The organism is Lysinibacillus sp. FSL P2-0066, from assembly GCF_037969495.1.
Classification (GTDB): Bacteria; Bacillota; Bacilli; order Bacillales_A; family Planococcaceae; genus Lysinibacillus; species Lysinibacillus boronitolerans.
The window spans coordinates 3937341-3951395 of the sequence record NZ_CP150202.1; the positions used below are offsets into that span (position 1 = coordinate 3937341).

9 protein-coding genes and 2 pseudogenes are annotated in these 14055 nt (G+C 37.8%); 2 read left to right on the plus strand and 9 right to left on the minus strand.

What is annotated here, in order from left to right:
* Positions 1 to 2 precede the first annotated feature (2 nt).
* From MKZ14_RS19640 to MKZ14_RS19655, 4 genes and pseudogenes are all read right to left on the minus strand, one after another.
* Positions 3 to 1562 (minus strand): annotated as a pseudogene (locus MKZ14_RS19640) (3'-5' exonuclease); the annotation flags it as partial.
* 100 nt (positions 1563 to 1662) lie between these two features.
* Complete coding sequence (gene ltrA / locus MKZ14_RS19645) at positions 1663 to 3579, minus strand: group II intron reverse transcriptase/maturase (RefSeq protein ID WP_016994770.1); 1917 nt, start codon at positions 3577 to 3579, stop codon at positions 1663 to 1665.
* Positions 3580 to 4251: 672 nt separating this feature from the next.
* A pseudogene (locus MKZ14_RS19650) lies at positions 4252 to 4944 on the minus strand (UvrD-helicase domain-containing protein); the annotation flags it as partial.
* A gap of 32 nt (positions 4945 to 4976) precedes the next feature.
* On the minus strand, positions 4977 to 5666 hold the full coding sequence (locus MKZ14_RS19655; RefSeq protein ID WP_036076874.1) for a heptaprenylglyceryl phosphate synthase: 690 nt from the start codon (positions 5664 to 5666) through the stop codon (positions 4977 to 4979).
* Positions 5667 to 5850: 184 nt separating this feature from the next.
* On the opposite strand from MKZ14_RS19655, the gene MKZ14_RS19660 reads away from it, so the two are divergent.
* Positions 5851 to 7181, plus strand: a protein-coding gene (locus MKZ14_RS19660; RefSeq protein ID WP_339280167.1) for an IS3 family transposase whose coding sequence is annotated in 2 segments (ribosomal slippage) — positions 5851 to 6232 and positions 6232 to 7181 — 1332 coding nt in all. Because the reading frame shifts where the segments join, the coding sequence is not laid out codon by codon here.
* Between the two features lie 62 nt (positions 7182 to 7243).
* On the opposite strand, the gene MKZ14_RS19665 is transcribed toward MKZ14_RS19660, so the two are convergent.
* The 3 genes from MKZ14_RS19665 to MKZ14_RS19675 form a co-directional block, all read right to left on the minus strand.
* On the minus strand, positions 7244 to 7564 hold the full coding sequence (locus MKZ14_RS19665) for a YerC/YecD family TrpR-related protein (protein WP_004225717.1): 321 nt from the start codon (positions 7562 to 7564) through the stop codon (positions 7244 to 7246).
* A 15-nt stretch (positions 7565 to 7579) separates the two neighbouring features.
* The gene (locus MKZ14_RS19670; RefSeq protein ID WP_016992376.1) at positions 7580 to 8635 is read right to left on the minus strand and encodes a DUF3048 domain-containing protein; all 1056 of its coding nucleotides are present in this window, start codon (positions 8633 to 8635) and stop codon (positions 7580 to 7582) included.
* Positions 8636 to 8704: 69 nt separating this feature from the next.
* On the minus strand, positions 8705 to 10426 hold the full coding sequence (locus MKZ14_RS19675) for an adenine deaminase C-terminal domain-containing protein (RefSeq protein WP_312127150.1): 1722 nt from the start codon (positions 10424 to 10426) through the stop codon (positions 8705 to 8707).
* Between the two features lie 199 nt (positions 10427 to 10625).
* On the opposite strand from MKZ14_RS19675, the gene MKZ14_RS19680 reads away from it, so the two are divergent.
* The gene (locus MKZ14_RS19680) at positions 10626 to 11048 is read left to right on the plus strand and encodes a YgaP-like transmembrane domain (protein ID WP_312127148.1); all 423 of its coding nucleotides are present in this window, start codon (positions 10626 to 10628) and stop codon (positions 11046 to 11048) included.
* A gap of 106 nt (positions 11049 to 11154) precedes the next feature.
* On the opposite strand, the gene purD is transcribed toward MKZ14_RS19680, so the two are convergent.
* On the minus strand, positions 11155 to 12411 hold the full coding sequence (purD, locus tag MKZ14_RS19685; RefSeq protein ID WP_312127146.1) for a phosphoribosylamine--glycine ligase: 1257 nt from the start codon (positions 12409 to 12411) through the stop codon (positions 11155 to 11157).
* Positions 12412 to 12493: 82 nt separating this feature from the next.
* Positions 12494 to 14020 (minus strand): bifunctional phosphoribosylaminoimidazolecarboxamide formyltransferase/IMP cyclohydrolase, encoded by a 1527-nt coding sequence (gene purH, locus MKZ14_RS19690; RefSeq protein ID WP_312127144.1) that lies wholly within the window; start codon positions 14018 to 14020, stop codon positions 12494 to 12496.
* Positions 14021 to 14055: the final 35 nt, after the last annotated feature.

Consider the following 14055-nt stretch of genomic DNA (forward strand, 5'->3'; position numbering starts at 1 on the left):
GCTTACGCTTTTTCAATCGGTGCAAATTGAGCAAGTAATCGCTTAATACCAATTGGTTGTGGGAATGCGATATCAAGCTCTGTACTATCACCTTCACCTTTTACACTAACAACCATACCTGTTCCCCATTTTTTATGAATCGCCTTATCTCCAGCCTTCCACCCAAATTGATCTCCACCCGTTGCTTGTAAACGTGCTGTAGCAGGTTGTGTTTGCTGAATAGCACCAAGTGTACGCTTTTGAAGGCCACCTGTTGAACGATTTGTAGCAAATGGTACTGTTGATTTTGTCCCTGCCTTCGAAATGGACTCTGTAATATCTTGAGAAATTTCACCTAAAAATCGTGAGGCATTATTAAAGCTTGAACGACCAAAAATCGTTCGGCTTTGTGCACATGTCAAATATAAACGTTCCTCAGCGCGCGTCACACCAACATACATAAGGCGACGTTCCTCTTCCATTTCATCTTGATCGTCTAGCGAACGGGAATGAGGGAAGATGTTTTCCTCCATACCGATAATAAAGACAACAGGGAACTCTAAGCCTTTAGCGGCATGCATCGTCATTAAAATAATATTGCCCTTAGATGCATCCTCTTTGTCGAGTGCATCTATATCAGCAATTAGGGCTAAATCTGTTAAAAAGGCAATTAAGCTTTTATCATCACTGCGCTCCTCAAAAGCCTTTGTGACAGATAGAAACTCTTCAATATTTTCTAAACGGCTTTCTGCTTCAATTGTTTTTTCGTTTTGTAGCATTGCTCGGTAGCCTGATTTATCAATAACTTGCTCTACAATTTCAGTGACAGATAGATATTCCTGCATTTGTGTAAAGCCTTTAATCATGGCATAAAATTGCTCCGCTGAATTTGCTGCTTTCCCTGATAGCCCCATAAAGACAAGATCATTCATCGCGTCAAAAATTGAACGATCCTGATCTATTGCATAACGTGCCATTTTTTCAAAGGAAGTTGCACCAATACTGCGCTTTGGCTCATTAATAATACGTGCTAGTGATAAATCATCATCATTATTGGCAATAAGTCGTAAGTATGCTAGTAAGTCCTTTATCTCTTTTCGATCATAGAACTTTGTTCCGCCTACTATTTGATAGGCCATATTGGACTTAACAAGCACTTCCTCCATTACACGAGATTGAGCGTTTGTACGATATAAAATAGCAAAGTCATCAAATGAACGATTTTCTTTTTCAATTAACTGTTGAATTGTTTGTACAACAAATTGCGCTTCCTCTTGCTCGTTATAAGCTTTATATAGTGCAATCTTTTCACCCTCTGAATTTTCTGTGCGTAATTCTTTTGGGTAACGTGTTGTATTATTTTGAATGACGTCATTGGCTGCCTGTAGGATGCGTTTAGTTGAACGATAATTTTGCTCAAGCATAATCACCTTTGCAGCTGGATAATCCTTCTCAAAGGATAGAATATTTCCAATGTCTGCACCGCGCCAACGATAAATAGACTGATCGGAATCCCCTACAACACAAATATTTTTAAATTTCTTTGCCAGTAACTGTACAAGTAAATATTGAGATTTATTGGATATGGATAGGTAAGCATTTGAAGTAATCTCCTGCTTTTCCCCCCATTCACACCGTACGTGAGGGTTTCCCCTCATACGGCGTTCCATCAATTATGAATCTTTATACTAATACTTTATTTCCAGCTTTCACACGAAGTTTATTTACTTTGTCCAAACTTTGTTTTGTTAACTCTAACATTTGAAGGTATTTATTAATGACGTCTTCTGTTGTGGCATGAATCAGTTTATGGGCTTCTTTCGTTATAAAAACTAAGTTGTCATACTTATCGTTACCACCTTTTGCCTTTGGAACGATGTGATGTAATTCCATATTTTTCAGAATGAGTGCTTCTCCTGTAATAAAGCAAACCCCTTTTTGAGCAATGTATTTAGAAATACGATTGTCGTTGTATTCAATACTACGATTGATGACAGGATTTTTCATGAGATACTTCACAACTTCTTCTGATACTGATTTTTGCTTTTTATGAATCAGACTTCTACCTTCAACTGTATAATTATTGATTTCTTGCGTAAAGTTTGTCGGATTTTTGTGTTTGATTCCATCGATAGGGAATATCGCTACTTTTGCAACGAATGTCTTTTTCTTGCCAAGATAATCTTTGAAATGTTTCTTGTAGTACGTACTTGGCTCACCTTTATCCGATGAAACTTTCTTCAAGCTGTTATATAAGGTTCGTTTGACTGAAAATGCAATTTCACTAAAATCTTTCGTTACCATCGTTGCTTGCTGATAGAAGTTATGAAGTCCTAGAATTGTTGCATTGAGTTTGGACACTTCTGAAGCATTAGATTTCTTTTTAATTCGTTTGATGTTTTCTTTGATTTTGCTAATTGCGTTTTTCTTCGCCTTATTTGTCATGAATGATTTTACGGTATGCTTCTTTTTATTTCTAGCCACTTTCATTTTAAACCCTAGAAATTCCGAAAAGTTTTTCCTTAAATTAATGACCTTTGATTTTTCTTTACTAATGTCGAGATGTAATCTTTCTTTTAACCATTTTTTCACACCTTCGAAAATCTTGAAGGCACTTTTATGGTCTCTACAAAAGATTTTAAAATCATCTGCATATCGCACAATGAACATTTCTTTCAAGCTTGTGGCTCTTTTTAAGGTACTATATTTCACTGACCTATCAAATCTAACCTTGCCACCAATAATTCTTTTACGCTCATAGTTTTTCTGCGTTTCAAACGTTTCCCATTGATTGCTTATCCACCAATCTAATTCGTTTAGCACAATATTAGATAGTAGCGGTGATAAAATACCACCTTGAGGAGTCCCTTTATTAGGTGTTCCTGCTCCTACAATTTCTGCTTTCAGTAGTTTACTTATGATTGAGAGAACCTTTTTATCCTGGATACCCATTGACCACATTTGTTTAAGAAGTTTGCCATGATTGACATTATCGAAGAAACCTTTGATGTCAATATCAACCACATAGTGCAGTTTGTTGATATTTGCTAATGTTACTGCTCTAGAATATGCATGTAAAGTTCCTCTGTTCGGTCGAAAACCGTAACTGTGATGATGGAATTTCGCTTCGCATATTGGCTCTAGAATTTGTTTAATACATTGTTGAATGATTCGGTCCTCGATTGTCGGGATGCCGAGTGGGCGAATTCCTCCATTAGCTTTTGGTATTTCTTTTCTTCTTATTTTGTGTGGTATGAAGTTTTCAAGTCTTTTTCTGACATAATCAATTAATGCGTTCGGGTCTTTTTCTCCGATAGTAATGATTGTCGATTCATTACTACCTTTGGTGAGAGAACCCTTGTTTTTCTTGATGTTTCGATATGCCAGTAAAATATTTTCTCTTCTAATAATCAATTCATACAGATTTTTAAAGCGTTTGTTCATTTGACTTGCTTTGTAAAGGTCATCTAAGGTTTGTTGCATGTCGTAATATTCATTGTTTCGTAAGGACTGTCGTTTTAAAACTTTCTTGTTTGCTGTTTCAGTCAATACTCTCACCACTTTATTACTTCTTTTGGCGATTGCATTTCTTTTAGTCATACGAGAACCTGATAGTATAAAGTAATGTTTTAGTTATTCATAAATTGACTAATGGCTATCCCTCCACCGCTTATTATCACGGCTTCACTGGTACTGTGCCATCACTTTCACTGTGCTTAAAATGAGGTTATACTATAGACGCTTTCCCTCATACCGCTTCAACGAGTGCAATCTCTCCACGTAGCCAGCTTACCACGTTCCAAGAAATCATATCTGTACATATAATACTTTTAGGTCATTCCTCTAACCCTGTTAGCTGGATAGTGCCTGTAACACTATAAGGTGTTTCATAAAGACAAATTTTACTCCACCTCACTAACCCAACAATAAGTTGGTGTACCCTTTCGAATACCTATACCTCTAGAGCCGTACATTCGGAATTTCGTCAGTAGGAAGTTTTGTTCCCTACATTCTAACCATGAGTATTTTTATAGACCCCCAGTCTATCCATCCCACAGAATACCTCTATCCCGCTTTCCTTCTTTCGATTAGGAGGATGTTCAACTGACTTCACCGAGCTTATAACATCATCACGATTGCACGCGACAATGCTATTCGGAGGATTAGGTCGAGCCTTTCAGAGCGTTACCTCATCATTCGACTCATCTGATTTCTTAGTTCTCCTAGCGAAATGATGCTAGTGGCTAATCTTTTCAATTAGCAACGTGTCGCACTATCCTGGTATTCATCTACATGAATATATTGAAATTTATTTTGATAATATTCTAGCACTTCAGGTACACGTTTAAATAAAGTAATCGTTGTCATAATTAAATCGTCAAAATCGAGGGATTGGTTACGGCGTAATCTTTTCTCATAGCCTTTATAGACACGTGCAACAGTTTGTTCATAAGGGTTTTTATCATTCATTTGTCCAGCGTAATCATCCGCTGTTATACACTCGTTTTTTGCTGCACTAATAGCATTTAAAATTGCTCGTGGCTCAAAACGTTTTGGGTCAATATTTTCTTCCTTCATCACATTTTTAATGACTGAAAGCTGATCCGTAGAATCTAAAATAGAGAAATTACGAGAAATGCCTAGCTGATCGATATTACGGCGTAAAATTCTTACACACATGGAGTGGAAAGTCGATACCCACATGCTATCGCCAGTACCATTGCCAAGAATGCCATCAATACGGTCACGCATTTCTCGTGCTGCTTTATTCGTAAATGTAATCGCTAAAATTTTAGAAGGATATACTTCCTTTTCGATAACTAGGTAGGCAATACGATGTGTTAAAACTCGTGTTTTTCCTGACCCAGCACCCGCCATAATCAGTAATGGTCCTTCAGTTGTTTTAACTGCTCTTTCCTGTTCAGGATTCATGCCTGCTAGTAAATTTTTTGTTAACTGTTCCATTTCGCACCGCCTTACAAACATTTGTTCTAAAATTATAACGTATTTTTAACAGCCTTAACAGTCGCAAGTGCAGCTTTTAAATCTTCGTAAATAATATTTCCAACTACTACCGTATCTGCAACCTGCGCCATTTCCTCTGCTTGCTTTGCAGATGTTATGCCACCACCATAAAAGAGTTTAGTATGCTTTAGTTCGTTTTTAACAGCACTAACTACCTCTAGATTGCCATACATTCCACTGTACTCTAAATAAAAAACAGGCAGTTTAAAGAAATTTTCTGCCATGCGTGCATAAGCTACCACATCATCAATCGTTAAATCTGTTTTCGCACCCGTTACATGGGCTACTTTACAATCAGGATTTAAAATACAATAGCCTTCCGCTACTAATTCATCCCATACCATAATATCGCCGTATTCCTTAATAGCCTCATGATGTAAATTTTTAATCCATTTTGGATCATCACTATTTAATACCGTTGGAATGAAATAATAGTCATAACCTGGTGTTACCGCATCGATCGTAGAAATTTCAAGTGCTATTGGCACCTCAAAACGACGCACGCGAACAAGTAAATCTAATACCCCATCTAATGTTACATTATCTGTTCCACCAACCAAAATAACGTCTGTCCCAGATTCACAAATTTTTTCTAAGTCTTCATCTGAAATGTCCTTCGCTGGATCTAGCTTGAACACATGTCTCCATTCTAAATAATCCATCTATGTTTACCACCTATCATTTTCTATCTATTCGTTTACAAGTATAGCTTATGATTCACGACAAAAAAATGAAAAAGACCGAGTAGAACTAAACTGTACCCTATAAGATAGACACTTTGAAAAAAGTCTATCCTATAGGGTATTTTTGTTTATAATGAGAAAAAAGATGTTGGGGTAGAGTGAAATGACCAAAAGATATTTTACGAAAATGGAACAAGAACAACTAAAATGTAATCCAAATGTGCAAGCAGTTAGCGAGAAAGCGATCACATATACTGACGAATTTAAACGTCATTTTATTGCGGAAAATGAAAAAGGTAAATTCCCAAGAGAAATTTTTGAAAATGCAGGTTTAGATGTTGAATTAATCGGTATAAAACGAATCGAATCTTCAGGCAAACGCTGGCGAGCTTCTTATCGTAAAGCAGGTGTCGGAGGTTTACAAGATACACGTAAAACAAATTCAGGTAGACCTTCCGAACGCGAATTGACATTAGAAGAAAAATTGAAGCGTTTAGAGGCGAAAAATCGGTTACTTGAAGCAGAGAATGAATTGTTAAAAAAGCTCGATCTACTCGAAAGGCAGATGTTGAAGAAGAAATAAAAATCGCTACGACACTAAAATTTGAACTCATCCATCACACGATGAAAAAGTATAAATTAAAGCGTTTAGTCAGCTATTTATGTGATGTGATGGGTATATCTCGGTCTGGCTATTACAATTATTTTTTAGAAAAATCAGCTCAGAAGCGTGTGGAGCAAGAACAAGCAGATGAAGTGGTAAAGGAAATCATTTTAAAAGCGTATCATTTCAGAGGGCGAAAAAAAGGAGCACGTCAAATTAAAATGACGTTAGAAAATCAATATGGAATTACGTACAATCTGAAACGTATTCGCCGTGTGATGAAAAAATATCAGATTATCTGCCCGATTCGAAAAGCGAATCCAACTCGACGTATGGCAAAAGCAACGAAAGAACATCGTACGTGCCCAAATGAATTACAACGCAACTTTAAACAGGGTATGGCCGGAAAAGTGTTACTGACAGATATCACCTATTTAACGTATGGAAGCAGTAAACGCGCTTATTTATCAACGATTAAAGACGCTGAAACGAATGAAATTTTAGCGTATGAAGTGTCGTCTTCATTAAGTATAGATATTGCCCTCAATACGCTTCATCAATTGAAGAAACACCGCCATTTAACGGAAGATGCCTTTATTCATTCGGATCAAGGATTCCATTATACCAATCCACAATTCCAAAAACTTGTGAAGAAAATGGGGTTAGGACAATCCATGTCTCGCCGTGGAAACTGTTGGGACAATGCGCCACAAGAATCATTTTTTGGACATTTTAAAGATGAAACAACTATCGAGAAATGTGAAACATTAGAAGAAGTCAAACGAGAAATTAAGAGTTATATGATGTATTACAACCATTATCGAGGGCAATGGCATTTGAAAAAGCTGCCGCCTGCAAAATACAGACAGCAGCTTCAACAAGTTACCTAGCTTTTTTTAAAATGTCCTTTACAAAGGGTACAGTTTAAACTTCTACTCAGCCTTTTATCTGACTATTCTTTTGGTGCTTGAAAGGGTTTTTCATCAGGATACAAACGACCTAACATTTCATCATATGTATCATTCCCATAATCGAAGCAGCGACGCACACGCGAAATAGTTGCAGTACTTGCCCCTGTTTCCTTTTTAATGGATTCGTAGGTTTTCTTTAATCGTAATAAATGTGCAACCTCAAAGCGTTGTGCCAACGATTGAATTTCACTAATCGTACATAAATCATCGAAAAACTTATAGCATTCCTCGATGTCCTTCAACTCTAACACTGCTTTAAATAATTGATCTGTTTGATGCCCCCGAATTTTTTCGATTTGCATGCAATTTTCCTCCCTTTAAGGCTGCGTTTTCACCATTGCTTGTAACCCTGGCGAAGATGGTACGAAATGAACCCACGACTTTCCTGGTACAAGCTTTACAGGATCCCCTGTTTGCTCTACAGCCATTGGTATTCCATTAACATTAGCCCATTTGACTTCCCTCAAATAGCCATTTTGAAATACATACGCATTTCCACCAGACGTTAAATCAATTGCTTGGCGACCAATATCATCAATTGTTTGGTGATCCATTTCGAAAAATAGAACATTTGCCAATGACACTGTTTCGCCTGTTAACATATCTTTAGTGTCCACGCTAGCCGATTGTCGTTCATAGTGATTAGTTTGATGATCATACACATACGCGTTATGGAAATCTTCATTATTTCCGTAATAAATGTCAACTTGACTTGTTTCAATACCTATTTTACCACGTTCATCTGGTTCATAAAAAGCCTGAAGTACTTTTTCACTGTAATTCATTGAAGCGCCTACCATTTCAGCACCTTTTAGAATGTTTTCTGCTGTAATATAGGAATTGTGTGGTGCAACGCGGTCGTTAGAACGTTTAAACAGAATACCATCATAAGCCATACCGTTGATATTGTCGACGATACGATGATCAAGCATTGTTTTCGCCTCTGGGCTATAGCCATGTGCTACATAAAAGGCATCAAATCCCTTGGCCATATCGATAAAATAAGAGCGTGCACTGCGAACTGGCCCAATATTTTCAGGCAGTTCACTTTGGTATACTGCTAAAAAGCGTGTCACATTACCTTCTGCAAGCATTTCATAAACAATATCCGCCGCAGCTAAGCCTGATTGTGGACGTGCCGCTGGATGATTATTAATGGTTACGATAATTGGTCGCTGTGTAATTTCTTCTTTTACAGCCTCCCCAGTAAGTGGTGCAACAAAAGCTGGTTGTTGCACAGGCTCCTCCACAACTGCTTCTTCCTCTACAATTGGTTCATCATCCTCTTTGACTTTTGGTGTATCCTTTGAACATCCCCCGATCACCAAAGCACTAAATGCAATAGCAATCCATAATTTTCTCGATTTGAACACAAGCATATCTCTCCTTTGAACAATTACACATATTTGTAATTGTTTAAACAACTGAAACACTTTCATGAATTAGCGCATAACAGCAGGTAATAATAACTTATTCTTCATGACATCGAAAATTCCTTGTGGTGTTATACGAATATACGGTAAATGAGTAGATTGTAAAAATAATAGTGTATAAATGGCATCTCCTAATTGATAGCCTCGATCTGCTAAAGCTTGTTTTAAAGCCTTTTCTTTCTCTGTTAAAGTGAATACATCTCCATCATATAAAAGTCCACCAATTGTTAATGGTATATCCGCTATAACTTCTCCTTTTTCGACGAGAACAATACCACCATTCATGGCCTTCATTTTTTCGAAGGCTTTCATCATATCGTCTTTATTTTTTCCAATTAACAATATGTCACCCGTGTTGGAGTAAGAGGATGCAAAGCCTTGGACATCTGTTGCAAATCCTTTAATCATTGTATTTACATGCCATTTGCCTTTTCGGTTAATGAGCATTAAATAGCACTCATCATGATTTGCCAATTGCCCTTCTTTAGTGATTAAAGAATTATAAGGCTTTGTAATGACATCATTGACTAATTGAATACCAAACGGCATAGAAAACTGGAAATCCTGTGAATCTAATGAAAAATCTAAATCTAAAGCTGGGATGGCAGAATAATCAATTGGCGCCATTCTATGCACACGATCCCCATCACGCTTCAACCAGACACCCTTTGATATGACACTTTCTGGAACAGGATGATATTCATCTTGTAAAATATTGAGCGAAGCAAAACGCCCCGTCGCGATAAAACCATGTAAATTGGACATGTTATAATAACGTGCCACATTATAGGAAGCCATTTGATAAGCATCGATAGGAGATACCCCTGCATCTAAAGCTACTTGAATGCATTTATCCATCACACCATCCTCATGGAATGAAGGTGTCGAACCATCTGTCGTCATCATTAAATGATCAAAAATTGGAAGCTGTTTTTCTACTATTCCTTTTAATAGATGCGGTAAGTCCGGTCGAATGGAGGAATGACGTAATGTAACAGCATAGCCTTGCAGGATACGACGCTCTACTTCTTCCACTGTCATTGCCTCATGATCCCCATCAGCACCAAGCAGTTTCATGCGTGCCAACGTTCTTTCTGAAGCTCCTGGGAAATGTCCTTCAATTTTTTTTCCGAGTCCCTTAGCCATTTGCATACGATAAAGCATTTGATCGTCACCATGCAACAGTTTAGGCCAGCCTGTCAGCTCTCCACCAAGCAAGACATCACTTCGCTCTAACCACTCTAATATAGAGGTATTAGAGAAAACCTCTTCCTCTTGCTCCAATTCAGTTTGTGAATCAAAGCGAGTCCACCAATAAAAAGAAAAGGGCAGCTTTTTCAAACTCTCTAAAATTGAAAACGCTTTCTTATTTTCCAAATTTAAAACAAAACTTAAATTATCCGAAATAAAAGTCGTTGTCCCGAGCTGACCACAAAAATCTGCAAATGACTGTGGATGATAAAGCTGAAACGGATGAACATGTGGTTCAATATAGCCAGGTACAATTGTTTTTCCCGTACAATCCACCACTTCTGTTCCTTCTAATAAAGGAGGCATTCTGTCACCAGCATAGACAATGCGATCTCCCAAAATCCAAATGTTTCCTACAATAAATTGTTTTAACATACTATGCAAATAACGTGCATTTTTCAGTACGATATCTGGTGCCTTTTTCCCATCGATTACTGCTAATTGCTGACGTATTTTTGTTATTTTCCATACTGGATCCATACTATTCGCTCCTTCCTAAATTACGTAATTTTTCATTGTGTAAATCCAACTTGAAATCACATACTACTACTGCATAATCGCATATTTTCATAAAAATTATGCTTTATGCAATCATCTTGTTTCAATCGTAACACAGCACTTTCATAAAGCAAAGTGCACCTCGCTTATTTTTTCCACAATGACTAAAGGAGGAAGTATGATGATGCAGCAAGCAAATTTAAGCGAAAAGAATGCATTTTGTCGTTTTGCCATGGGGACGAGTTTGACCGCATTTGGTATCGCTAAAGTTTCTAGAAATCCTAATTGTACAAAAGGTCGATTAATGATTGCATTAGGTGCCATGAAAATGGCTGAGGGACTTTTTAAATATTGTCCAACGAAAGCACTTTTAAGCTCCAATATGCAGAATGCCATGAACACCTCTATGCAAAGTATGTTCAGCGGGCAAAATTCTATGTCTACTGAACAAATCGATAAGCTCATGAAGGATTTTTCCTCTGCTATAGCTGGTAATTCTTCAGGTTCACAAGCTGCTTCAAAACAATCTGACACCAGCACTTCAACTCAAAATTCCTCAAATAGTAGCGATTCTTCAACGAATAAAGCTCAGAATCCTTCTTAGTCAAAGGAGCCGTCCCAATCTATTATTGAGACGGCTCTTACCTCTTACGTTTTGAAACAACAAGAGGTTTCAAAAGACGATAAAAAATATTTAGTGAAAATAATAATTACTTAAATGTACGCCAACCAATATCTTTACGGAAGAAAAAGTGCTCCCATGTTTCCGTTGCAATACCTTCATAAACCTTTTCCTGTGCTTCTTGTAAAGTAGCTGCTTTTGCACCAATTAACAGTACACGTCCACCATTACCAACGAATTGACCGTCTACTAATTTTGTACCTGCATGGAAAACTGCATGTGATGTCGAAAGTGCCTCTAAACTCGGTAATACCTTACCTTTTTCAACGTCTCCTGGGTAACCCTCTGCTGCAATGACAACACCAAGCATCGCTTCTTCTGACCACTGTAAATCAAAAGGCTGTTCATCCATTAGCGCCATCATAAATGCACCAAAATCTGAAACCATACGTGGCAATACAACTTGCGTTTCTGGATCACCAAAGCGAGCATTAAACTCTATGACCTGAGGACCTTTCTTCGTTAAAATTAACCCTGCGTATAAAATACCTGTAAAGGAAGCACCATCTGCCTCCATCCCTTTAACAGTAGGTTCTACAATCGTTTGAAAAGCAATATCAACTACCTCTTGTGGAATTTGTGGTACTGGTGAATAAGCACCCATACCTCCTGTGTTTGGCCCTTTATCACCGTCATAAGCTCGTTTATGATCTTGTGCAATAACCATCGGATAAATTTGCCCTTTATGCACAAAGGACATGAAGGAGAATTCTTCACCGTCTAAAAATTCTTCCACGACAACACGTGAAGAGGATTCACCAAAGCGTTGATTTCCAATCATATCCTCTACTGCTTCAATTGCTTCTTCCTCTGTCATTGCCACAACAACACCCTTACCAGCCGCTAAACCATCCGCCTTAATGACAATAGGCGCTCCTTGTTCTTTAATGTAGGCTATTGCTTTTTCTGCTTCAGAAAACGTTTCATGTGCTGCTGTAGGAATATTATATTTATTCATAATTTCTTTTGCATAGGATTTACTGCTTTCTATTTGAGCAGCCACTTTTGTAGGACCGAAAATACGTAAACCTCTAGCTGTAAAGAAATCGACAATGCCTTCAGCAAGCGGCTGTTCCGGGCCAACAAATGTTAATGCTATATCATTTTCCTTAGCAAATTGAGCGAGACCTGCGAAATCCATTGTATCAATAGCAACAACTTCTACCTCGCCTCGCATCCCATCATTTCCTGGCGCTACAAATACGTTGTTCACTGATGGAGAGATGCTAAATTGTTTAGCGATTGCATGCTCACGACCGCCGCTTCCGATTACTAGTACATTCATTTTTAGAGAATCCTCCTCTTTGTAAGTAAGACCGAGATGAACCAACATCTCGGTCTGTTTTGTTTCCTATATGCTTTAACAATTAATGTTTAAAGTGACGTACGCCTGTGAATACCATTGCAATGCCGTATTCATTTGCTTTATCAATGGAATCTTGATCTTTAATCGAACCACCTGGTTGAATAATTGCTGTAATTCCTGCAGCTGCTGCAGCCTCCACAGTATCACTCATTGGGAAAAATGCATCTGATGCTAATGCAGCACCTTTTGCTTTTTCTCCAGCTTGTTCAAAGGCGATTTTAGCTGCACCTACACGGTTCATTTGACCTGCGCCAACGCCAAGTGTCATGTGAGAGTCTGTTACAACAATCGCATTTGATTTCACATGTTTGACAACAGACCAACCAAGTTGCAATGCTTCCCATTCTTGCTCTGTTGGTTCACGATCTGTCACAACTTTAATATCCGCATTGCTAAAGCCATAACGATCTGGTTCCTGTACAAGTAGGCCACCCTCTACTGATACTACATTGAATGAATCTTGTTTCGCTTGCTCGAAAGGAATTGTTAGTAAGCGGATATTTTTCTTTTTCGTTAAAATATCTAATGCTTCTTGTGAGAAAGCAGGTGCAATAATAATTTCTAGGAAAATATGACTTAGCTTCTCAGCAGTTGCTGCATCCACTTCCATATTTAATGCGATAATACCGCCAAAAATAGATGTTGGATCTGCTTCATATGCTTTATCGAATGCTGCCTCTAACGTGACACCTGTGCCAACACCACATGGATTCATATGTTTCACCGCTACGGCAGCTGGCAATTCAAATTCTTTTACAATTTGTAAAGCTGCATTACCATCTTGAATATTATTGTAAGATAACTCTTTACCATGCAATTGTGTAGCAAATGCTAATGAAAAGTCAGAGCCAAGACGCTTTTGGTAGAAGGCCGCTTTTTGATGAGGGTTTTCGCCATAGCGTAAATTTTGCTTTAATTCATATGTCATCGTTAAGCTCTCTGGGAACTCTTCTTCAGTCAGGTAATTTGAAATATAGGAATCATAAGCGGCTGTGTGACGGAAAACTTTCGCAGCTAGTTTACGACGTGTTTCAATTGTTGTGGCACCGTCTGCTTTAAGTTCCTCTAATACAATTGCATAGTCATTGCTGTCCACGATTACTGTTACATATTGATGGTTTTTTGCAGCAGAACGTAACATTGTTGGGCCACCGATATCAATGTTTTCAATTGCATCATCCCAAGTTACATTAGGCTTTGAAATTGTTTCAACAAATGGATATAGATTAACACAAACAATTTCAATTGGCTCAATTCCATGCTCATTCATCTGTGCTTGATGAGACGCATCGTCAAACTTTCCTAATAGACCACCGTGAATCATTGGATTTAATGTTTTCACACGACCATCTAAAATTTCAGGAAATTTCGTTACTTCATCTACTGCTGTTACAGCTACTGCATTGTCCTGTAACATTTTTTTTGTACCGCCAGTTGATAAAATTTCATAACCTAATGCTACTAATTCCTTTGCAAATTCTAAAATACCATCTTTATTGGAAACACTGATTAATGCACGTTTTGTCACAACAATATCCTCCTAATTTTTATCGTGCTGTCCAC